Genomic DNA, 21,500 nt, shown 5'->3' with positions numbered 1-21,500 from the left:
CACGTGCTCGCTTTTTGCGGGCACTACTCTCCTACTCCGTTAACCCTGTTTCAAACGCATATTTCGCTAGCTCTGCCGTCGAATGTAAATCCAACTTGTGCTTAATGTTATGGCGATGCGTTTCTACCGTTCGGTAGCTAATGTTAAGTAGTGTGGCTATTTTCTTACTGCTGTTTCCTTGAGCGACTAATTTAAGCACCGCTTCTTCCCTGCGGCTAAGTGGATTCGTTTTTTGAGTGGCTGGCACCACCTCTTGGGTAAAAAGCGTTTGTGTGACAGACTCGCAGAAATACGTTGAACCTTGATTTACCGTTTTTATTGCTTGCACCATTTTCTCGGCCGAGATTTCCTTGAGCATGTACCCTACTGCGCCAGCTTGCATGACCTTCATGATGTATTCACGGTTATCATGCATGGTCAGCATAAGTATTTTGCTCTCTGGTCGCTCTTCTTTAATTACCCCAGTCGCTTCAATACCGTTCATTATCGGCATGCTAATGTCCATCAAGATGACATCAGGCTGAAGGTGCTTTGCGACTTCAATCGCTTCCAACCCATTGCTTGCCGTACCGACCACTTCAATGTCAGGCTCTAACTCCAAGCGAGCCATGAAGCCATCTAAGACCACTTGATGATCATCAACAATCACCACACTAATCGGTTTATCCATAAACTAACTCATCCAAATTAAGCAGCACGGTAATCTCTGTTCCTAAACCAAGCTCACTCATCAGTTCAAACTCACCACCAATGAACTCTACACGCTCTTGCATGTTCCTTAACCCAATCCCTTGTTGGTGCACTGCTTGGTTAACCACAAAGCCAACACCGTCGTCACGTATGAGTAATTGCAGCATATTGCCCATTTTTTGCAAAGTAACCGTCACTTTTTTCGCTCTTGCGTGTTTTTCGATGTTGTTCAAAGACTCTTGAGCAACACGATACAAGGTCGTCGCGACCTCCGACGTCAGTTTGTACTGCTGAGTATCAAAATTACTCTCGATATCAATCCCAGAGTGAGAGTGAAAGTCTTGCAGTAAAGTGGTCAGTGCCGCCTCTAAGCCGATATCATCAAGGGCGCTAGGGCGAAGTTGATGAGAAATATGCCTTACTTCATTTATCGCGGTGACCAATGAGCGTTGCGATTTGTCTAAGTGGGATTTGAGTTTTTCGTCTTCCAGTCTATGACTCATTAAATCCAAATGACATTTACTAGAAACTAACAGCTGGTTGATTCCATCATGCAACTCTCTCGCTAGATGCTTTTTCTCGTCCTCTTGAAACATGACGGTTTTATGTGCCAACTCTTTAAGGTTTTTATCGGCAAGACGGTGTTCATGCAGATTGATCGCTAAAGTGAGAACGATAATTACAGCAACGGTCACCGCTAAGATCACGACGACCGAGAAAAAAGTCGTTTCGATATTTTTGTTCACCGCAGCACGCATATTGGCAACTTCTTGGCTGACGTCCTCAATATAGAGCCCTGTCCCTATCATCCATTCCCACTTATCGAGCCATGCGGCGTAGCTAAGCTTTGGGACGACCTCACCCGTAGATGGCTTTTGCCACAGGTATTGATGAAACCCACCACCTGATTGAGCTTGATACAACAAAGCTTCTATTAGACGATCGCCATTCTCGTCTTCAAGATAGAGTAAGTTCTCCCCAACTAGCTCTGGAAGAACAGGATGTACAAGGTTGGTACCGTATTTATCGTAAGCGAAAAAGTAGCCGTCTGCTCCGTAGCTTAAACGGTTTAAAATCGCTTTCACGCGTGTTTTAGCAACGCTCTCTTCTAAGGTTGGATCGTTGTAGATATAAGAAATGGAGTCAAAGGCGACGTCGACCGTGTCTTTCAGCGCCGCCTCTTTTGATTGGATCAGGTTTTGATGAAAGATCTCTACCTCCCTTTTGCCAAGAGTCTTGGTTTGATAGATAGAAATCCAACTGATACTCGCTGACACCAATACCACGGGTATCAATGTCAGCAGAATTAACTTTGCTTTGAGAGGCATCCCTTTCCTCCATGAAACGCTGCTTTACAGCTCACTATCTTAGCAGCACAAATAACTCGACTTCGTCCGCCTAGACATAAATAGCAGCTTAACAACTTGTCTCAAAAGGTAAAAACTCTCAGTTCACAAAATCTCTTTTATTATCGAGTGATCAACTCATGCCATAAAAGCCAGGGAAAAACAGCAAAGAAGCCAACACGACAATTTGAATCGCGATAAACGGCATCACACCTTTGTAAATATCTCGCGTAGTGACACCTGCTGGTGCGACGCCTTTTAGATAGAACAAACTAAAACCAAATGGCGGTGTTAGGAATGATGTCTGTAAGTTCATTGCGATAAGAATCGCAAACCACGTCATATTGATGCCCATCAACTCAGCGACCGGCGCAATAATTGGCACGATGATAAAGCAGATTTCAACGAAGTCGATAAAGAAGCCTAAAATCAGAATCACCACCATGGTAATGATGAGGAAGCCCCACTTTTCACCCGGCAGTTCTAACATCCACTCTTCGACTAGATAATCACCGCCAGTGTAGGTAAATGCCATTGAGAAGGCGGTTGCCCCTAGCAAAATAGCAAAGACCATTGCGGTTACTTTAACGGTTTCTTTCGATGCATCATAAATCATCGACCAACTAAACTGCTTATACAGTAACGACAGAACTATCGCACCAGCGCCGCCCAGAGCCGCTGACTCTGTTGGCGTTGCAATCCCAGCAAAGATTGAGCCCAATACCACAATGATCAGTGCTAGTGGCGGTAAAACGGCTTTCAGCGCGGTGAACACTTCTTGCTTTCGACTGATCGACTCATCACGCTCTATCGCCTGTGCGGCTTGAGGGTTCAACTTTGCGTAAATAAGAATGTAGATCACATAGGCGCCAACAAGTGTAATACCGGGCCAAATCGCAGCTTGAAATAGGTCCCCTACCGGAACGCCGAGTACATCCCCTAACAAGATCAACACGATAGAAGGTGGAATAATTTGTCCCAAGGTACCAGACGCACAAATAGTCCCGCACGCCAAGCCTTTGTCGTAATTGTATTTAAGCATCACAGGGAGTGAGATCAGCCCCATCGCAACAACCGACGCGCCGACTACGCCCGTTGACGCGGCAAGTAGTGCGCCAACTAATACTGTCGAAATAGCAATACCACCACGGACGCCGCCAAACAGACGTCCCATCGACTCAAGCAGTTGCTCTGCAAGCTTCGTCTTCTGAAGTACTAGTCCCATGAAGACAAACAATGGTACGGCCATTAGCACCGTATTTTCCATAATGGATTGAATACGATATGGCATGAAAGCAAACATCTCGATGCCTTCAGCCCAAACACCAAAAATCAGTGCAATACCGCCAAAAGTAAAGGCAACGGGGAATCCCAATAAAAGCGCAAAGAGCGCGACAAAAAACATCACTATACCGATCATAATGACTTCCTTTTACGACTTACCGTTATTACCGGCATAGATAAGATGAGGGTTAACAATCTTGTTGATCGAATGCAGCAGCAGTCCAATGCCACTGACTGCCATAAAGAAAAATGACAGCGGAATCATCGCTTTGATGATCCAACGATATGGCAATCCGCCTGGATCACCAGACGTCTCGCCTAGCGCGTAACTTTCTTTGGCGAAATCGATACCAAACCAAGCCACCAGTAGGCAAAAAGGGAATAAGAAAAATAGCGTGCCTATGATGTCGATGATGGATTGTGCTTTGTAAGATAAGCGTTCATAAAAAATGTCGACGCGAACATGGCCACCAGACTTAATCGCGTAAGGCACACCAAGCAGAAATACGGCGGAGAATAGATGCCATTCCATTTCTTGGAATGCAATGGATACATCGTTGAATACATATCGCATCACAACGTCGTAAACCACATTCACCAACAATAAAATAAACAGGATGCTGGACAACCATCCGAGAAAATCGCTAAAGCGGTTAAATAATCGCTCAATATAAATAAGACTTCTCATTCCGAACTCCGTGGAACGTTTGGATACGCTCCGCTATGGTGCGGAGCATTCATTATGAAGTTTTCTTGGGCTTCGTTCGCAGGCTAAACCTCTCGGCGTCGCCTGCGTCATAACGTTATTGTTGAGCTTGACTGTTTAAGTAAGCTCGGTGTGAAATGTCTGACCAAGGTCGAACTTGATTCATGTAGTTCGCTTGCGACTCTTGAATCTCTTTCGCCAAAGCATCTTTTTCTGCGTGCTCTTTCAACAAACGATCGTTTGCTTCTCGCAACGCAGCCACTACTTCAGGCGGGAAGTCTTTGACTTCAACATTTGGGTATTCAGATTTGATAGATGCCCAGTTTTTGCCACTTTCGTGTTTCGATTGCGTGTACATATCGTAAGCGGCGGTTTTCATTGCTACTTGTAAAATCGCTTTTAGATCATCAGGTAGACGGTTCCAAGTACGCTTATTAACAAGGAACTGAAGCTCAGTTGCTGGCTCATGCCAACCTGTGTAGTAGTATGGCGCGATTTTGTGGAAGCCCATGCGCAAGTCCAATGATGGACCAACCCACTCCAAGGCATCAATTGTGCGACGCTCTAGAGAGGTATATAGTTCACCAGGGGCGATATTCGTTGGTTTTGCACCTAGCTCTGCCAAGATCTCACCAGCAAAACCTGGGATACGCATTTTCAAACCCTGCAAATCCTCGACGGACTTGATCTCTTTCTGGAACCACCCGCCCATCTGAGTATCGGTATTACCGCCAGGGAAAGACATCAAATTATGTGGAGAGTACACCTTCTCCATCAGCTCCATACCACCGCCGTAGTAAAACCACGCATACTGCTCAGTTGGTAACATACCGAAAGGCATAGAAGTGAAGTAAAGTGTGTTTGGAACCTTGCCCTTCCAGTAGTAAGACGCCGAGTGGCCCATGTCGTATTGGCCAGACTTAACCATATCAAACACCCCAAAAGGCGCTTTGTGCTTGTTTGCGGAATCAATACGGATTTGCAGACGCCCGTTGGACATCTCCTCTGCCATTTTTGCCATGTTTTTTGTCGCATCACCAAAAATCGGGAAGTTAGGTCCCCAAGTTTCAGCAAGCTTTAAACGATAGACTTTTTCAGCAGCATTTGCAGAAGTCACAACGAATGTCATCGCGGCAACGACAGCGGTTGTTTTGAGCACTCGTTTTAAAGATTTTTGGATTAGACTCATCGTTCACGTCCTTTATCACCAAGGTTATTGTTGTCATCCATTTCATTAGGATTGGCTGTATTCGGTATAAAAGATGTAACAATGTTGTCGAATGCGAAATGGGCATGAACACGGAAGCGAGTAATTCATCAATAAGACATTAGCCTTAGGTATTACGTATAACTACGTAGGACAGCTGTTATGCAATAAGTTTAACCATCATAAAATTAATGAGTTACTTTTCCCTTAACGATGTAAAAAGAAAAATGATACGTACGTACTTCTCTGCCAAAAAATTTACATAGTATTTAAGAAAATGTGACAAAGCACTTATTGGCAGCGTTAAAATCAATACCTAATGGATCACTTTCAATACGAAGATAAAAAAATACCCCGGCATTGGCCGAGGTATTCAATCTAGAACGGTAGCGGTAATTAAACTGCTTTGTAGATAACTTTGTTACCTGCTAACTGCTCTTTTTGAACTAGGTTTTCTTCAAGAAGCTTCTTCAGTGCGCCAGTAGCCCATGATGCCGCTTTAGTATCTTCTTGACCTGCAGCTAGACCAATGCCTTTAGGGTTAATACCTTCAGCATTTGCTACAACGATGTCTAATACTTGTTGTTGCTTAGGAGTAAGGGCAACATCAACTGTTTTCACTGCAGCTACTTTTTTCTCAGCTACTACTTTCTCCGCAACAGCTTTTTCAGCAACAGAAGGTGCTACTGCTTTTTCGGCAACAGGCTTCACTGCTTTAGGTGCTGCAGCTAAGTTTGCTACTGTCGCTTTAATGCGTTTTTGCAGTTTCATCTGCACTTTACGCTTATGAGCAAGTCTCATTGAATATTTCTCCAGTTCACTGCATCTCAGCAGGGATGAAAATTTGAAGCGCGTTTTATACCAAAATTCACAAGCAATTTGTAGGTTTTAGCGGCGAAACGCGATGAAAAATGCGCTCAAAGCATAGAACGTCTACTATTTAATCAGATATTTTATAAACGGATTTATTGAATACTGGGTATAAAAACAGAGGTTTCTTTTATTTCAAATGCAAGTCAATGCACATTTAGTCATCCACGCATTTTTGATCAAGTATTCGATGAGGTTATAAGCATGGAAACGCTGCACCTAACAAATTCACATTTCAAACCCGACTCCCCTATCAACAGAATACTTTTGTTGCTCGTTGCACTGATAACCCTGTTTTTGGTTGTCATTTCTCCGGGATGGAAGCAAGCCATGTTGTCGGTCATTTTGATGTCTGCAATTGTTGGTTTCGCCATCTTGATGATCAAAAAAAGCCAAGTCACTTTTACGCTGACAGCTTCTCACTTCCAACAACATCTTTTTAAAGGCGGATGGGTCGTCCGATGGCGAAATATTGAGTCAATAGGGATTTGTAGCTACCAGCAGGAAGGGTGGCATCAGCCGCTACCTTGGATTGGTATTCGTCTAAAACACTACTCACCTTATTTGGATTCGATCTGCCCTCGTATAGCGACAGAAATTCTCCTTAGCCAACGCGCACTACTTTATTTAGGTGCGAAGCAGAATCAGTGTGAAGAAAAGTTTGAAGATATGGTGCTTGATCCTAAGCCATACATAAACAGCAATGGGATTGAGTATAAAGGCTTACTGGCGATGCTCGCCAACCGTATGAAATATCAAAGAGGATTTTACGGCTACGATCTGTTTATATCAGCCAGTGACCTAGATCGTGAAGCAGAGGATTTTGTGGGACTGACTCGGCGATACTTAGCTGCCGCCGAGCCAGAATAATGCTTAGTACACGCGCTTTTAGTAAAGCGGCATCTCGTCAGCAACGAACGGGTTAGTTTTACGCTCGTGACCGAAAGTCGATTGAGGGCCGTGGCCAGGGACAAACGTGACATCATTGCCTAAAGGCCACAATTTCTCTTTGATAGAGCTAATCAAGGTATTGAAATCACCTTGTGGGAAGTCAGTTCGGCCAATGCTACCGTTAAACAATACGTCGCCCACAAACGCCAAGCGCGCTTCTTCACTGTAAAGAACAACGTGGCCAGGAGTATGACCTGGTGTGTGGAATACCTTTAATACTTGATTACCAAACGTGACAGTGTCACCCTCATTTAACCATTGATGCGGTTCAAAGGCTTCAGTCAATGGGAAACCAAACATTTGGCTTTGCCCTTCTAGACCTTGTAGCCAAAAATTATCCGCTTTATGAGGTCCAATGATCTCAGTACCACCAAGCATTGCAGCCAGCGGCTCTGTTCCGCCAACATGATCTAGGTGCCCATGAGTTAGCACCAAGTTGACGATCTCGATGCCAAGCTCTTTAATGAGCATAGCAAGTTGCTTTTCGTCACCGCCTGGGTCAATAACGATGCCTTTCATCGTTTCATCACACCACACGATAGAACAGTTTTGAGAAAAAGATGTCACTGGGACAACTTGGTATTTCAGAGCCATAGAAAACCTATTACCAAACAAATTTGCGTTAAAACTGGCGCAACTATGACACTAACCCCATGCGACTTCAAGGCTTGCTATTGACTTACCAAGAACGCACAGCACCTGTATCGATATGGACAAAGTTACTACTTGGATAATACCCAACACCACCAGCTTTCAAGCTAATTGCTGCATCGCGTACAGTAGACAATTTCACTCCATCAAGACGGAAGTCTATGGCCTTACCTTCCATATGAAGACTTTTCTTTGCCACTCCGCTAGCCCCTTTGCGTAGGGACGCATTGGTCAAAGGCGAACGGTAACCAGAAATTACAATGACTTCTGCATCTGTACCGATCAGCTTTTGAATCTGGCTGATTTGATCGAACAAGCGTCGATCCATCGGATGAACTTCGTTTCGACGGTGATCACGACAAAACTCATTCAGCTTTTCTAGTTCATCATCAAGATAGCGTTTACCATCGAAATAGCATGTTTCGAGGAGCTCTCCAGTATTAAGGTTGTTCATCGCCAACTCACGTGCCTCGTCAGGGAATGAAGCCCATGAAATCGATGGCAAGGCAGATGCCAAAACCACGCCACCAGCGGTCATTTTAAGGAAATCTCGGCGGGAAAAATTACGACTTACCATTTCAAAAAACAATGCTCAACAACTAAACAAGTCGCGGACATTACCCAAACACATTTGTCACGTCAAATGCATACATCGCTCCACCCTAATTTTAAGATGTGGCGATTAACGCTTAATTATTGAACAAACAGAAGATTCTTAGTTTTGTAAATTTTATTTAAAGATTTCAACTACGGTGATCGTATTTATAGATATCATCTCGGTAGTAAAGTGTTCCCTCTTCTAGCCATGCGGTTTGATAAATAATGTGCACTTGGATGCGTTCTCCTAAAGGAACCGACGTGTTAGAGCGACGCGTACTTTCCCGTTTTTTCGCTAAGCGCTCTTCTAGTCCCTGAGTTTTGAATAAGAGCTCCGCCAGTTGGTCGGCATGTTCAACGCGGACACACCCGGAACTGAATGCGCGTCTATCTCGTTCGAACAAGTTTTTACTTGGCGTATCATGCAAATAGATAGCTTGGGGGTTTGGCATATTAAACTTATACAATCCCAATGCATTGTGTAATCCCGATGCCTGTCGCATACGATAAGGAAATGTTCTCGGATTCACCGTCGCCCAATTGATGGTTGTAGGGTCAATAATTTCGTTTGAAGTCCAAGACCGGATGATTTGAATGTTGTGGTTAATCAAATACATCGGATTACGTTTCACTTTAGGAATGATGTCTTTCACCATTATGGTCCATGGCACATTCCATGTGGGGTTGAGAATGACGGAGTCAAGAGTCCCCGACATGATTGGTGTTTTTCTTGAGGCTCTGCCAACCACAACTTTAGACTCGAACAACGGTTGACCATCGTGCCAATACGTTACTTCGTATCCAGGTACATTTACAAAGACAACATTATCTCTGTCTTTGGACCAAATCCTTGAACGTTCTGAGTTCAGCGCCAATAGATGCAATCGTTCTTGAGGAGAAAAGTTGATCCATCGAATGGTATTCGGGCCAATCACCCCGTCCTCTTTCAAGCCATGAATACGCTGAAACTCTTTCACCGCTAACTCTAATTCTTCATCATACTGTTGGGTCGTGATATCTAAATACGATACATCCACACCAACCACTTCCATACGCTCAATCAGAAGCGGTTTATTTTCTAATTGGTCACCAACACGGGCGAGGCCCGTTTGTTCATAGAGTGGGTATTGATACTGAGCGTGCTCGGATAAAGAGGAGTAAGCGGAATAAAAAGCTTCGTCCGTTTGTAAAGGAGAGCGAAGGCTTGCTAAGAATTGACCAAGTTTGCCAACCGTAATTTCGTTACTCAGTACGGACAAAGTATCGATACTAGGAGCAGGTAAAATCACGTGGGTTTTGTTAGCAAATAACCAGTTGATGCCTTCTTCAGGGAGCTGCTCGAGATAGCTGAGATACATCAACAGTGAATCTGTCATCACCAAATCAAAGTCGAGGTTATCTCCCTGCCATCGAACTTGGTTTATACGATGGAGTTGATTCTCGAATTCGTCCGTGACGCCAGCAAGAGCAACCAAGTTTACTTGAAAAAGAAACTGCTCAATATCGCTTTCATTTTCCCAGTTCAAACGGTAATTGGTACTTTGATAAAGCTGGTCAATCACCTCTGGATAATGGATCATTTTTTCGACAGACAGCTTTTGTACCGCTCCCTCTTGCTCTGTTTGTGCAGAAGCTTCGAGAGAAATGACGGTAGAAAAGCTGAAAAACGGCACCATAAGTGCCGTCATGATTAAAACCCTAGCAAACACTGAAACGATCCTTGCGCTACTTGCCATAATGAAAAGTATGGCAAATATCTCACAGCTTGCAGGTTTAAAATTAAGAATCTGATGTCGAAATTAACATCAAGTTTCTTTATCTACTTGGGTTCAAACAATCTTTGACCAATGGTTATCCCATTGAACACCACTAAAAGAAGCGCTTTTATGTGTCGTTGGCCTTTGCTCAATCACTTTGCCAGCACCAGAGCTGACCCTGAATTCCTTTCCATATGTCACCACTCCCGATGCATCTGGCAAAGCACTTAACTCAACCAACTTCCCTGTAGCTTTGGACCATATCCCATAACAACTGCCCGGAGGAGAAGTCGCAAGGATCCATTCATCCGTCGCCGCGATACTCGCGACATAGTGATTAAATCTCGCCCACTCTTCGGGTTCCGCATGCAAAGATTGCATCACACCTCCACGAATGTGCATCGCAAGTAAAGCTGGGTATTCATCCGGCTCTCCACGATATTGTTGACCACACAGTACCGTCTCTGCACCATCATGCGCTAAATGACGGATGCTCAACTTATGATCTGGTAAAGAGACTTGATCCAACAGCTCACCTTCTTGTGAAAGGTAACTCAGGCTTGGTCTCATGCTATCTAGATTGAGCGGTTCACGGCCGTTGGTGTGTACGCCACCGACGCCAATCGCTAATGCGCCATCAGGCATCATGATCACTTCATGAGGGCCAAGGCCAAAACCTGTTAACTCATCGATTTTTTGATATTGCTTCTGCACATCATAAACACCGATGATCCCGCGACTTGTCCCCCTTTCCCCTTCTGTGGCGAATAGCAACGTGCCATCGTGGGAGTAAACACCATGACCATAGAAATGGCGATTTGGCTTTGCGAGCTGCAGTTTGATCATCTGCTCTGAGCGATAATCAAACACCATGAAGAAAGTACCTGGTCGACGACCAAAAACTACCGCGTGGCCTTGTGGGTTTGTTGCCACACCGTGACCACGTTCAGGAATCGGCAATGAAGATAGCGGCATACCATGCTCATCTGCCACCACCGCTGCATATTTATCTCTGCCAATGATAGAGCAGCCGATCAACGCAGGCTCACGTGAGATTGTTGAAGCACACCCAAATGGCATCATAGGTGTAGCCGCCCCGAATAGAGCGGCTTTCAGTAAGTTTCGGCGGGTTTGATCAGTCACCATCGGTTGCATTAAATCCTATAACCACGCCAAGCTCGATCGCCACTTCTTCGTGAATCAGGTACTTCAATTGCTCTAGCTTATTATATTGAGCGAGCACCATGCGATAGCCTTCTTTTGTTTGTAGTGCAGCAAACAAGCTCTTATCTTCTGGCCAAGTTTCTAACGCCATTTCGAACTGATGAACAACACGGTCTGCGAGATCTGCATGGCCTTGCTCTCTAAGTAGCGCATCTAGACCGTTTCCGTTAGCAAAGTACAACGCTTCCATCCCTTGAAGGTTGGCTTTTAGGTTTGAAAGCGAGGTCTCTGAACGCCACGATTCTGAGAAATACGGGCGAGGCTTACCAATCTTCGCTAGCGGTCGGCTCAACTTCTTCATGCTGTATTCAAGCTGATTAGAGAGCAGTGAAATGTACTCAGATTCCCATTCCGTCATCTCCAGCGATTTCCAAGGGTTTTCTGCCCAAGAATCCGCGATGATCTGTGCTTTGTCATCGAGGTTTTCTGCAATCGAAACGCCTGTCGCACAAGTATTGCTGTTGCTAGATAAGGTCGACGCTTTATCGTAAAGCAGCCATTCCAATGCACCTAAACCTTGCACGGTGACACTTTGGGTGGAGATATCTTCTGCACTCCAAGCTTGATCAGATTTCGTCAGTACGGACATTTTACGACCAGTTGTGTTCTTTTTATCTGGCCAAAACTGAACATTCCAGCTTTGCTCCAACGCCGTAGCAGGGCCACGCTCTTGACCTTGTAATGCCATCCAAGCAAGCATAGTTTGCTGCCATTGCTGTTTTACTGGCGCATCATCTTTCGACTCTGATGCGCAGTAATCCGCGAAGCGTTGCTCAAGTTCTGTAGTTTGCGCTAAAAACGTCTGAGCTGATTGAAACTCGACCTCGTACACGCTTTGAGAAATATGGCTTGTACTCTCAGGCTTGGCTGAGCTCGAACCGATGGTCGATTGGCAACCAACCAAACTTAACGTTGCGGCAACCGCACTCACTAATAGTGTTTTTTTCATGGTTGCTTCCTTATAGAGAATTCAGAAACGCAATCAATGCGTCACGTTCTTTTTTGTTCAGTGCTAAGACGTTTTGTTTCGCCGTTTCAGCTTCGCCGCCGTGCCACAACACCGCTTCCATCAGGTTACGAGCGCGGCCATCATGTAGAAAGTAAGTATGCCCGTTTACTTCTTCGGTATAACCAATGCCCCATAGGGGTGCCGTTCGCCATTCACGGCCGTTTGCTAAGTACTCAGGACGGTTATCGGCTAAACCTTCACCCATGTCGTGCAGAAGCATGTCTGTATATGGATGGATAAGCTGCTCAGAAAGCGCTGGTAACTCTGGTCGCTTCGCCGTTTTGACACTGGTCTTATGGCAGCTTTCACAGCCAGAAGCCGCAAAGATTTTCTGACCGAGTTTCACGCTAGGATCGTTCATATTTCGGCGAATAGGTACGGCTAAGTGCTGGCTGTAAAACTCAACGAAGTCGAGAATATTTTCACTCACTTCGGGTTTGCCGCCATTTGGCATGTCGTCACAAATACTTTGTTTCGAGGTACAGTTTTCATTGGGGAATAAATGGCTCGTCAGACCCACATCACCATTGAATGCTGCTGCATTTTGCTGCATTAACGTCGGTTGTCCGGCTTTCCAGCCAAAACGACCAATCGAGAAGTCGTCCTTCTCAATATCCCAAACCTTGTTTACTTTACCTGAGATACCGTCTTTATTTGCATCTTGTGCATCAGCCCATGCAAGTAGCGTTTCGTCAGGAATACTCTCTAACAAACCAAGGCCGATCATTGGCGGTGCAACACGCGCTGAAAATTCTGTATCAGGGTGCATATCGCCGTAACCTAGATCGGTAATATTCAAATGAGGTTTTCTTAGTGTCACCGTCGTGCCGTCTTTAAACTTCACTGGCACATCGGTGTACGTGATTTCGATTTTTCCTTCTGGCGTTTGATCTTGCAGGGCAAAGTCTTGGAGCTGGCCGCCATAAGTCGGCTCAGGTATAACGCCGTCTCTGATGTACGCTGTTTTTTGTTCTGACGTCATCGCAGGGATGCTCAAACGCACTAACATGGACACCGCATGCAAATCATTTTGCTCTGGAGGATGACCACGACCATCTTTGATGTGGCAGTTTTGACAACCATTTGTATTGAAAAGAGGTCCCAAACCATCTCTGGCATCGGTAGACGCTGGCGCTTGTACCCAAGGGTTGCGGAAAAAACTATTGCCCACGCTAAAATCAAGACGTTTACTCATAGGAAGGTTCGCGGCAGGAAGAGAATACGCGTTGGCGCCTTCTTTTTTGACGCTCGTTTGTCCACCAGATTTCACATCATACGCGATAGCAGTAGAAGAAAAGATCACGGCCAAGGCCGAAATTAAGTAAGGCTTCATATCATTGCTCTAAAACACAACAAGAGGAGTGGGATAACAGCGAGTTAAAACGGTAAAGGGCTCAAACGAGCCCTTTCAATTATTTTTTGTACTTTGATTAAAACTCGTGGTCAGCAGTATCAGGACTTAGGCTATCAATGCCAATGATACCCGCAGCACGCTCAATTGAACCGGTTTGAGCAACCAATGACATGATGGTGTCATTCACTAACGTGTTGCCTTGTGCATTACCCGCTGCAATTAACTGGTCGAAGTGCTGGTTGTTCTTCTCCGCAGACGTAACCAATTTACCAACTTGATTACGCGTAACATCAAACTGCTTCTGGATCTCTTTAGCTGCTTGTTTGTCTTTTTGAGCCACTAGGTCAGCAATACTCGGACCAGAAAGCAATGTGCCGTCTTCACGCTTGTAAAGACCTGTGTAAACGTTATAGATGCCCTGCTCGTTGTAGTAATGAGAGTTGTGCGTATTGTCTGAGAAACAATCGTGCTCATCTTCTGTCGAGTTTGCTTCCAACGCCACCTTCATACGCTCACCAGCAAGCTCACCTAAAGACAATGAACCCATACCGAACAACATTTTACGTAGGCCATTATCAGCAGAATCATTAAGAAGCGTTTCACGGTAGTTGCCTTTCACTTCCGCAGACCACTGTTTTTCCATCCATTCAAGGTCTTGAACCAGTAGATCGGCTGCCGCTTTTAGGTACTCACCACGACGGTCACAGTGACCATTCGTACACTCAGAACCGACAACGAAGTCTGTGTAAGCGCGCTGACCTGCGCCTGCGTTTGTGCCGTTTAGGTCTTGACCCCAAAGTAAGAATTCAATCGCGTGGTAACCTGACGCAACGTTTGCCTCAGAACCACCTACTTCGTTGAGATCCGCTAGCAATTCTGGAGTAATTTTTGAAACGTCTAGTTTAGAAGCACCAATCTGTAAACTGGTGTTTGCGATGATGTTTGCAGCAGCGCCTTCGTTACCGAGTTCATATTGGTAATCTGTCGCTACGTAGTCAATTAGGCCTTCATCAAGTGGCCATGCATTTAACTGTCCTTCCCAGTCATCAACAATCGCGTTACCAAAACGGAATACTTCAGATTGTTGGTACGGAACGCGAGAGTCTAGCCACGCTTGTTTTACTTCTTCAAGCTTATCCGCTGATGGCGATTTTAGGAATTCGTCGATTTTTACGTCGAGCGTTTTCGCCGTTGTCACTGAGTCAGCAAAGACTGCATGTGCAACGTCTGCATAATGTTCAACGACTTGTTGTTTCGTTACTTGGGCAGCAACGGTAGAACCACTGGCAATGAGGAGTGATGCAGCAATAGATTGGACTAAAACTGTTTTTGCATTCATCTGAAGCATCCTTGTTGAGCAATTTATTTGTTTTATTCGTAGTGCTAATTATTCTTATTTGCACTATTAGTCACGAGATAATACAAATTTACAATTTATTTTCAACTCTAGATACAAAAAAAGCCTCATCATTGTGAGGCTTTTAACATGCAAAACTGATAATTTAATAAATAAAATCAGAATTTTAGATTGTGCTTACCATGAGAAACTTTTGCTTTTAGGTAGCTTTCATTACCATCTTTAATATGTGCAGAGGTATTGACAACCTCAACAATCTCGATGCCGTATTCTGCTAATTCACGGATTTTCTTAGGGTTGTTGGTCACAAGGCGAATTTTACTTACACCTAATGCTTCGAGCATTTGCGCTGCTTCAGTGAAATCACGAAGGTCATCGTCAAAACCCAAATGGTTGTTTGCTTCATAGGTGTTCATACCTTGGCTTTGCAAACGGTACGCATCAATCTTATTGTATAGACCAATACCACGACCTTCCTGACGTAGGTATAAAATAATACCGCCAGATTCGCCCATGCGTTGAATGGTTTCTTCTAATTGCTCGCCGCAATCACAGCGGGATGAGTGAAAAACATCACCAGTAAGACATTCTGAATGCATACGCACCAAAGGCGTTTCTTGCGTTTGATCCGCTTGCCTAAAGATAACTGCCACATGCTCTTTGTCTGTCTTCAGGCCACGAAAAGACAGGATTTCAGCATCGATATTACTTTTAGCCCCGACTTTAAAATCTACTCTGGCACGTACTTCCGCCATATCTATACTCACTCGATTTATTGCTTGATGCGCTTGATGCGTTTTCGTTATTGCATTCATGGGATTCACTCATTGCTCTTCAACTATGGGGATTGATACCGCATTTTTCAATATAGAGATCACAATTGAGAGCAGTTATCCCCTAAAGACAGCCAAAGAGAACAACTCCCCCGCGCTGACGAATTGTTATAGTATAACAATTTTGAAAAACTACAATAAAAAACCCCACACAAATTTTGTCTGGGGTTGATAATGAGTTACATGTAGGGGTGATGATTTAATGTGTTTGGCTACGTTTCCAAACCGTAAGCTCTATCCATACCGCTTCGAGTTCTTGAATTTCTTCTTCGGTTAATACGGCAAGAGACGATGTAACTTGAGGCAGTTTCGAGGTTTGCAATGCACGAATCTGCGAATAAAAGTCTTTTTTTAACTGTAATATAACTGAATCCACTGCGTGCACCTACTTAGTTCTTTTATTACTTCTCCAGCTCAAATCGTTGATTTTCTTTATACTGGAATCTTCATAAATTCGGAAAAATGATAACATTCTGTTTGTTATCTGCACGATTTATTTCCCATAGTGGAATAGTGGTCACATTATTGACGCTTTATCATTTTGATCGAAAATAAGATAAAAAAGATCAAAAGTAATAGAGGAAAGATCCACAACGCCGCTGTCGAATAATTAAATGGTGGCTGATACAAAACGATATTCCCATATCTCTGAACCAAATAATCTTTTACCTCTTGATCCGTGCTTCCTTCGTTTACCATCGAGTACACTTTCAATCTTAAATCTTTAGCGGCTTGTGCATTAGATTCAACAAGGTTTTGGTTTTGACATTGCGGGCATCGTAAAGCCTTAGCTAATGCAATTGCTCTTTGTTGCAGTTCAACGGAATGAAATTCAAACAGATCAACATGCTGCGTAATTTGCTCTGCTTTGACCCAAGAAGAACACAAAGAAAACAAAACAATAATGAAGTAAGCATATTTAAAGTGAGACATTAAAATACCCTGAAAATAACGAGTTCCATTTGTCTATTGTTAACTTACCTCTATATTTGATCAAAACATTGCCATTTTGATCAATTAAGTAAGTTTCAGGCGTTCCTATTACACCAAGTTCAACCGCCAGTTGCCCATTAGGATCGGATATAACTTCGGTATATGGATTGTGTGAGGAGCTCAAATAGCGCTTAGCCGCGCTCTCTTTATCTCGATAGTTAAGGCCAACGATGGGCACACCTCGTCGAGCTAATTTGAGCAAATCATCATGTTCTTGTTTACAAACCCCACACCAAGACGCCCAAACATTCAATAGCACATAACCTTGATTTTCTAGTACTGCATCGGTGATTCGATTGCCTGAAATGAGTGAGTAAGCGGTAAAATCCGGGATAGATAACACACGATTTTGTTGTATTTCTACGTTTGGTCTATCGGATAATGCCATTGTCGCGGTGACAACAAAAATCGCAACTAGCAATATGAGAACGATCAGTTTAAGCGTATTTTTCGATCTCATTACCTTTTCCCCTTAGATTCATCATACTCCCCAAAGCACTTATTACGATTAAAGCGCCACCAAACCATATCCACCAGATACCCGCCCGATATTGCACTTTAATTGCGTAGGCGCTGTTGTCGAGCTTGTCACCCAAAGTGATGTAGTAGTCTCCATGCCACAGTGATCGAATAGCGGGCTCGGTCATATTCATCACGCGTACAGGGTAATGCCGTTTCTCGGGGTGAAAGTTCAGCGCCTTACCGCTCTCCAAATAAAGATCAACACTCCCCTGTTCTGCGGTGTAGTTCGGCCCAACTAACCATTCAATCCCATGGTAATCAACGGTGATACCCGCTTTTTGATACGAGCTACCAGGCTCTGCCCGTAAGTTGTATTCATACGAATAGTCACTATTAAATACTGCCCCGCTTGCACCCAACGCAAAGCCAACATGAGCAAGAAGCATAGGCATTAATTTGCTCTTGTTTTCTGCACAAAACAGCAATAGCACATGAGAAACCACTACCCACGTCGCTAATACCAGAGTAATCAGAGTCGTTATATGAAGCTCTTTAGTAGCAAAAACGAAAATAGCGCTAACCGCAATAACATGAATACCGACAAACCCAATGGTTTTAACGGCATGAGGACTGGCTCCTTTCGTCCACTTCAACACGGGCATAAAGGCGAGAAAGGTCAGAGCAAGTAATGTAAGGGGAAAAACGAGGCTGTTAAAGTAAGGTGCCCCAACGGATATATTACCCAAGCCAAGCAGTTGATAGAGCATTGGGTAAAAGGTACCGAGGAAAACAATCGCCATACAAACAACGAGAAGTCCAATAGCGATGTATACCATGTAGGCACGACTTATTAACGAATCGAGCGTAAAACGAGGAATATGTAGCCCTCGCACAATGAGCACACCAAAAGTGACAACCACCAAAACGCTGAGAACAGCAAGAAGTACTACACCTTTGGTTGGATCAACCGCAAACGCGTGTACTGAGGTTAATACACCCGATCTCACCACAAATGTGCCGAGAATACTCAAACTGAACGTCGCAAAAGCCAATGCGTAGGTGCTCCAAATTGCTCCTTTATTACGCTTCGACAACACACCGCTATGCAGTAGTGCGGTACCCACTAACCAAGGCAGCAAAGACGCGTTTTCTACCGGGTCCCAAAACCACCACCCGCCCCAACCTAATTCATTGTATGCCCACCAAGAACCGATCAAAATTCCAATTGTTAGCGTACCCCAAGCAAAGAAAGCGGCACTACGGGCAACACCATACCATTCATTTATAGGTCGCTTCGCTAATAACGCAGCTAAAGCGAACGCCAGTATCGCGGCATAACCAACGTAACCCAAATACAACAGCGGTGGATGAATAATAAGCCCGATATCTTGCAACATCGGATTGAGATCTCGTCCCTCCAACGCTAGCGTCTGAGCATACTCAAAAGGATTGGACGTGGTGAGGGTAAACCAAGCGAACATAGCAATAAGTAAGTTCATGATACCCAAGCAATCGCCTGTATATTGAGTGCAAACTGGCGACTTGATAGCAATAAATGAGGCCCATAAGCTCAACGTAACCACCCAAAACAACATAGACCCTTGATGGCCGCCCCAAGCAGCTGCAATCTTAAACGCGATAGGTAACTGGCTGTTCGAGTGTGTAACCACATACTCAAGCGCAAAATTATCCTGAATAAAACAGACTATCAAAAGCGCCAAACAAACTAAGGAGGCTAAGCTGATAATATGAGACGTTGCGGTTTGGTGTGGCAACACTCCCTTCTTACTCAGCGTAAAGCAAACCCAATGCAGCAGCGTCGCACATGTCGATGCGACAGCCACCAATATCAACAAAAAGAAACCGAGCTCAGCCTCCATTTTGCCTCCTTACACGATGGTCATTTGACCAGCATAGAGAATGAAAGTACGCAGCATGAGTACGCCAACCAAACTCAACGTTGTGACCGCAAAAACGTAACTTCCCCTATGACGAACTTCAGAAGGCGTCAACCAATTAAGAGTCAAAGGCGTTATCATGCCGATGAGCACCACCCCAACCCAGAACCACTGAGCCCAGAATCCACTCGAAATGGCATTCCAAGCCGCGGCTTCATTTTGCCCGCCACTAAAGATAAGCCCGGTAAAAAACGTTACTAAGACAAACAGCTCAAACAATACCACTGGGCGTTCAAATCCGTGCACCCAAGACACACTAGGGCTGCTGGTCGACTCTTTAAACACCAAGATGCCGAACATCAAACATGCTGCTGCGCCAGATGACAAACTAGAGAATAGGAATAAGATTGGCAGTACTGGATTGTTTAGCATTGGGTAAGTCTTCAATGCAGACAATAAAAAGCCGGTGTATGCCGCAAGCACGATGGCTAAGAAGCCCAAGAATAATTCAATTGCGTTGTTGGCTTTCCCTGCTTTAATCAAGATGCCATCGGCAAAATCCAACAGTTTGCTCGGTAACTTCCCTTCACAGAAGCTGATAATTTGATGACGGAAGATAACGCCAATCCAAACAAACAGCACTAGCATGTACACTTGGAACAAGACAACGCCCATCGACATCACGGAAGTCGGGTTGTAATAAATCATGATCTTCCAAAACTCAAGCGGTTTAGTTAAGTGGAAAATCAAAATCACTAAGCCAGAAATAATGCCAAATGGTGCGAGCCAAGCCATCGCTTTCATGATGCCGTTGTTTGCGGGATCACCTTCAATCACTTTGCGTTTTAAATAGATAGAAATCATCACCGCACCTGCTGACATCCCAGCAAGGAATAAGTAAATCGCGATGATCCAATCCCAGACTAACGAGTCAAAGTGGAATGCACTTTCGAATCCGTTCATGATGACACCTCCCCTTTGCTATGCGGAATTTTGTACAGTTTAGGTTGCGTACCTAAATGCGATTTATCGCGATAGACAACATGGCTTTCGATAGCTTTGCTCACCTCGCTAGTTGGATCATTTAAATCACCAAAGATGAGTGCTTTTGTTGGGCAAGATTCCACGCAAGCTGGCTGCTTACCTTGCGCCAGGTTGGTATCACGGCAGAAGTTACATTTATCCGCAGAGTGATCGACTGGATTAAAGAAGCGCACTTGGTAAGGGCAAGCAGCAAGGCAATAACCACATCCGACACATTTCTCTTTGTGCACATCCACGATGCCGGTCGCTTCATCTTTGTATGCAGCGCCTGTTGGACAAACGTACACACATGGTGGGTTATCACAGTGCTGACAGGATTCGCGAGTAAACTGGTATTCCACATCTGGAAATTCGCCAGTCGGTTCACTGCGATGAATTTTAAGTCGCGTTACGCCTTCAGGGACTTTATTTACTTCGCGACAAGCATCGGTACAAGCGGTACAGCCAATACAGGCATTTTCATCATGAACCATACCCATGCGTTTCGCTTGTTCACTGTTGCTGGCATAAAGAGAGGAGCTAACAATGGTAGTGCCTGCAACGCCTGTAGTTAAAATCAACGCGCCGCTGCCGGCTAAAAAGTTTCTTCTCGAACATTTCATGCTATCTCTCCTCTTCTTTGGCAAGTTCAGGTTCGACGGCAAATTCAGAGTGACAATCCACACACTGCTTGATCAGTTGTTTTCTGTCGTACGACAACGCTTTGGTTTTCGCTGCGTGTACATCGTGGCAATTTGAACAAGTGAGGTTTTTGGCGTGCACATCGTGCGTCCAGTGGCTTTCTCTAAGCTGTGTCGGTGCATGGCAATCCACACACTGGCTATTAGCTTTAAGAATCATGCTTGGGTCAAGGGACACTTTGTCGTGCACCGCTTTCGATTGCGCAGCAGAAAACTTAATCACATCGGGTGCGCCTTCACGGTGATCAGGGCCAATGTTGCTGTGGCAGTTAGTGCAATTGAGCTGCTTACCTTGACTCAATAACGCTTGCGAATCATGCGATAGATTCAGAGTATCTTTAGCATCCTTATGACATTGAAGACATTTATAGTCTCGGTCACGAATCAACTCGACTTGATGACGCTCAGCTTGAGCACCTTCAACTGGCTCTGAAGAAGTCGCATGGGCGGCGGTGAAAAAACCATAGATGGCAAAGATGAAGAGAAATTTCAGCATTGTCTCTATGGTCAATTTTATATTGCCCATATTTTTCTTTCCTTAGCTCGATAATAATTGATAACTGTTATCAACTATTATTTGAGCAACA

22 protein-coding genes are annotated in these 21,500 nt (G+C 44.5%); 1 reads left to right on the top strand and 21 read right to left on the bottom strand.

Annotation, left to right across the window (positions count from 1 at the left end; all coding sequences use genetic code 11):
- Positions 1-31: 31 nt before the first annotated feature.
- From MSG33_RS20155 to MSG33_RS20130, 6 genes are all read right to left on the bottom strand, one after another.
- Positions 32-670: a response regulator transcription factor gene (locus MSG33_RS20155; protein ID WP_005394727.1), complete on the bottom strand. Its 639-nt coding sequence runs from the start codon at positions 668-670 to the stop codon at positions 32-34.
- The gene (locus tag MSG33_RS20150) at positions 663-2,018 is read right to left on the bottom strand and encodes a cache domain-containing protein (RefSeq protein WP_005394729.1); all 1,356 of its coding nucleotides are present in this window, start codon (positions 2,016-2,018) and stop codon (positions 663-665) included. Before MSG33_RS20150 ends, MSG33_RS20155 begins: the two co-directional genes overlap by 8 nt.
- Before the next feature lie 151 nt (positions 2,019-2,169).
- Complete coding sequence (locus tag MSG33_RS20145) at positions 2,170-3,456, bottom strand: TRAP transporter large permease subunit (protein ID WP_005394731.1); 1,287 nt, start codon at positions 3,454-3,456, stop codon at positions 2,170-2,172.
- Positions 3,457-3,468: 12 nt separating this feature from the next.
- A complete protein-coding gene (locus MSG33_RS20140; protein WP_012841642.1) occupies positions 3,469-4,008 on the bottom strand; it encodes a TRAP transporter small permease subunit in 540 nt (179 codons plus the stop codon).
- Between the two features lie 115 nt (positions 4,009-4,123).
- Positions 4,124-5,215 (bottom strand): TRAP transporter substrate-binding protein, encoded by a 1,092-nt coding sequence (locus MSG33_RS20135; protein ID WP_005394734.1) that lies wholly within the window; start codon positions 5,213-5,215, stop codon positions 4,124-4,126.
- Positions 5,216-5,629: 414 nt separating this feature from the next.
- Entirely contained in the window at positions 5,630-6,034 is a 405-nt protein-coding gene (locus tag MSG33_RS20130; protein WP_005394736.1) for a hypothetical protein, read from the bottom strand.
- Positions 6,035-6,307: 273 nt separating this feature from the next.
- Between MSG33_RS20130 and MSG33_RS20125 the strand changes: the two genes are divergently transcribed.
- Positions 6,308-6,973, top strand: coding sequence for a DUF2982 domain-containing protein (locus tag MSG33_RS20125; protein WP_012841641.1), 666 nt, complete (start codon positions 6,308-6,310; stop codon positions 6,971-6,973).
- Between the two features lie 18 nt (positions 6,974-6,991).
- On the opposite strand, the gene MSG33_RS20120 is transcribed toward MSG33_RS20125, so the two are convergent.
- From MSG33_RS20120 to nrfB, 15 genes are all read right to left on the bottom strand, one after another.
- Positions 6,992-7,648: an MBL fold metallo-hydrolase gene (locus tag MSG33_RS20120; RefSeq protein ID WP_048625699.1), complete on the bottom strand. Its 657-nt coding sequence runs from the start codon at positions 7,646-7,648 to the stop codon at positions 6,992-6,994.
- 85 nt (positions 7,649-7,733) lie between these two features.
- Entirely contained in the window at positions 7,734-8,282 is a 549-nt protein-coding gene (locus MSG33_RS20115; protein WP_046876194.1) for a DUF882 domain-containing protein, read from the bottom strand.
- 166 nt (positions 8,283-8,448) lie between these two features.
- On the bottom strand, positions 8,449-9,990 hold the full coding sequence (locus tag MSG33_RS20110) for a L,D-transpeptidase family protein (protein WP_248381889.1): 1,542 nt from the start codon (positions 9,988-9,990) through the stop codon (positions 8,449-8,451).
- A gap of 141 nt (positions 9,991-10,131) precedes the next feature.
- Positions 10,132-11,214, bottom strand: a complete 1,083-nt coding sequence (locus MSG33_RS20105; protein WP_248381887.1) for a DUF1513 domain-containing protein — start codon at positions 11,212-11,214, stop codon at positions 10,132-10,134.
- Positions 11,195-12,232: an imelysin family protein gene (locus MSG33_RS20100; protein ID WP_248381885.1), complete on the bottom strand. Its 1,038-nt coding sequence runs from the start codon at positions 12,230-12,232 to the stop codon at positions 11,195-11,197. The genes MSG33_RS20105 and MSG33_RS20100 overlap by 20 nt, the downstream gene beginning before the upstream one ends.
- Positions 12,233-12,242: 10 nt before the next feature.
- On the bottom strand, positions 12,243-13,625 hold the full coding sequence (locus tag MSG33_RS20095; protein WP_248381884.1) for a di-heme oxidoredictase family protein: 1,383 nt from the start codon (positions 13,623-13,625) through the stop codon (positions 12,243-12,245).
- A gap of 97 nt (positions 13,626-13,722) precedes the next feature.
- Positions 13,723-14,985, bottom strand: coding sequence for an imelysin family protein (locus tag MSG33_RS20090; RefSeq protein WP_047009973.1), 1,263 nt, complete (start codon positions 14,983-14,985; stop codon positions 13,723-13,725).
- 176 nt (positions 14,986-15,161) lie between these two features.
- A complete protein-coding gene (gene ribA / locus MSG33_RS20085; protein ID WP_005394759.1) occupies positions 15,162-15,818 on the bottom strand; it encodes a GTP cyclohydrolase II in 657 nt (218 codons plus the stop codon).
- Positions 15,819-16,035: 217 nt separating this feature from the next.
- Positions 16,036-16,212 (bottom strand): hypothetical protein, encoded by a 177-nt coding sequence (locus MSG33_RS20080; protein WP_005394761.1) that lies wholly within the window; start codon positions 16,210-16,212, stop codon positions 16,036-16,038.
- A gap of 146 nt (positions 16,213-16,358) precedes the next feature.
- Positions 16,359-16,769: a heme lyase NrfEFG subunit NrfF gene (gene nrfF / locus MSG33_RS20075; protein WP_053808915.1), complete on the bottom strand. Its 411-nt coding sequence runs from the start codon at positions 16,767-16,769 to the stop codon at positions 16,359-16,361.
- Entirely contained in the window at positions 16,756-17,289 is a 534-nt protein-coding gene (locus tag MSG33_RS20070) for a DsbE family thiol:disulfide interchange protein (RefSeq protein WP_053808914.1), read from the bottom strand. Before MSG33_RS20070 ends, nrfF begins: the two co-directional genes overlap by 14 nt.
- A complete protein-coding gene (nrfE, locus tag MSG33_RS20065; protein WP_248381883.1) occupies positions 17,267-19,171 on the bottom strand; it encodes a heme lyase NrfEFG subunit NrfE in 1,905 nt (634 codons plus the stop codon). Before nrfE ends, MSG33_RS20070 begins: the two co-directional genes overlap by 23 nt.
- A gap of 9 nt (positions 19,172-19,180) precedes the next feature.
- The gene (nrfD, locus tag MSG33_RS20060) at positions 19,181-20,152 is read right to left on the bottom strand and encodes a cytochrome c nitrite reductase subunit NrfD (protein ID WP_248381882.1); all 972 of its coding nucleotides are present in this window, start codon (positions 20,150-20,152) and stop codon (positions 19,181-19,183) included.
- A complete protein-coding gene (gene nrfC, locus MSG33_RS20055; protein ID WP_248381881.1) occupies positions 20,149-20,835 on the bottom strand; it encodes a cytochrome c nitrite reductase Fe-S protein in 687 nt (228 codons plus the stop codon). Before nrfC ends, nrfD begins: the two co-directional genes overlap by 4 nt.
- 1 nt (position 20,836) lies before the next feature.
- Positions 20,837-21,439, bottom strand: coding sequence for a cytochrome c nitrite reductase pentaheme subunit (gene nrfB, locus MSG33_RS20050; protein ID WP_248381880.1), 603 nt, complete (start codon positions 21,437-21,439; stop codon positions 20,837-20,839).
- Positions 21,440-21,500 lie beyond the last annotated feature (61 nt).

It is taken from the genome of Vibrio sp. 1CM7H (assembly GCF_023161645.1).
Taxonomy (GTDB): Bacteria; Pseudomonadota; Gammaproteobacteria; order Enterobacterales; family Vibrionaceae; genus Vibrio; species Vibrio diabolicus.
The sequence above is the reverse complement of the archived record's forward strand: the minus strand, read 5'-3'. Positions and strand labels throughout refer to the sequence as shown.

What these genes read in the sequence shown, in the direction of transcription:
- MSG33_RS20105 (WP_248381887.1), bottom strand. Translation starts at nt 11,214, where the DNA reads ATGCAACCGATGGTGACTGATCAAACCCGCCGAAACTTACTGAAAGCC.
- nrfF (WP_053808915.1), bottom strand. Translation starts at nt 16,769, where the DNA reads ATGTCTCACTTTAAATATGCTTACTTCATTATTGTTTTGTTTTCTTTG.
- MSG33_RS20145 (WP_005394731.1), bottom strand. Translation starts at nt 3,456, where the DNA reads ATGATCGGTATAGTGATGTTTTTTGTCGCGCTCTTTGCGCTTTTATTG.
- MSG33_RS20140 (WP_012841642.1), bottom strand. Translation starts at nt 4,008, where the DNA reads ATGAGAAGTCTTATTTATATTGAGCGATTATTTAACCGCTTTAGCGAT.
- nrfE (WP_248381883.1), bottom strand. Translation starts at nt 19,171, where the DNA reads ATGGAGGCTGAGCTCGGTTTCTTTTTGTTGATATTGGTGGCTGTCGCA.
- ribA (WP_005394759.1), bottom strand. Translation starts at nt 15,818, where the DNA reads ATGAATGCAATAACGAAAACGCATCAAGCGCATCAAGCAATAAATCGA.
- nrfC (WP_248381881.1), bottom strand. Translation starts at nt 20,835, where the DNA reads ATGAAATGTTCGAGAAGAAACTTTTTAGCCGGCAGCGGCGCGTTGATT.
- MSG33_RS20125 (WP_012841641.1), top strand. Translation starts at nt 6,308, where the DNA reads ATGGAAACGCTGCACCTAACAAATTCACATTTCAAACCCGACTCCCCT.
- MSG33_RS20115 (WP_046876194.1), bottom strand. Translation starts at nt 8,282, where the DNA reads ATGGTAAGTCGTAATTTTTCCCGCCGAGATTTCCTTAAAATGACCGCT.
- MSG33_RS20100 (WP_248381885.1), bottom strand. Translation starts at nt 12,232, where the DNA reads ATGAAAAAAACACTATTAGTGAGTGCGGTTGCCGCAACGTTAAGTTTG.
- MSG33_RS20090 (WP_047009973.1), bottom strand. Translation starts at nt 14,985, where the DNA reads ATGAATGCAAAAACAGTTTTAGTCCAATCTATTGCTGCATCACTCCTC.
- MSG33_RS20150 (WP_005394729.1), bottom strand. Translation starts at nt 2,018, where the DNA reads ATGCCTCTCAAAGCAAAGTTAATTCTGCTGACATTGATACCCGTGGTA.
- MSG33_RS20135 (WP_005394734.1), bottom strand. Translation starts at nt 5,215, where the DNA reads ATGAGTCTAATCCAAAAATCTTTAAAACGAGTGCTCAAAACAACCGCT.
- MSG33_RS20130 (WP_005394736.1), bottom strand. Translation starts at nt 6,034, where the DNA reads ATGAGACTTGCTCATAAGCGTAAAGTGCAGATGAAACTGCAAAAACGC.
- MSG33_RS20095 (WP_248381884.1), bottom strand. Translation starts at nt 13,625, where the DNA reads ATGAAGCCTTACTTAATTTCGGCCTTGGCCGTGATCTTTTCTTCTACT.
- nrfB (WP_248381880.1), bottom strand. Translation starts at nt 21,439, where the DNA reads ATGGGCAATATAAAATTGACCATAGAGACAATGCTGAAATTTCTCTTC.
- nrfD (WP_248381882.1), bottom strand. Translation starts at nt 20,152, where the DNA reads ATGAACGGATTCGAAAGTGCATTCCACTTTGACTCGTTAGTCTGGGAT.
- MSG33_RS20120 (WP_048625699.1), bottom strand. Translation starts at nt 7,648, where the DNA reads ATGGCTCTGAAATACCAAGTTGTCCCAGTGACATCTTTTTCTCAAAAC.
- MSG33_RS20110 (WP_248381889.1), bottom strand. Translation starts at nt 9,990, where the DNA reads ATGACGGCACTTATGGTGCCGTTTTTCAGCTTTTCTACCGTCATTTCT.
- MSG33_RS20070 (WP_053808914.1), bottom strand. Translation starts at nt 17,289, where the DNA reads ATGAGATCGAAAAATACGCTTAAACTGATCGTTCTCATATTGCTAGTT.
- MSG33_RS20155 (WP_005394727.1), bottom strand. Translation starts at nt 670, where the DNA reads ATGGATAAACCGATTAGTGTGGTGATTGTTGATGATCATCAAGTGGTC.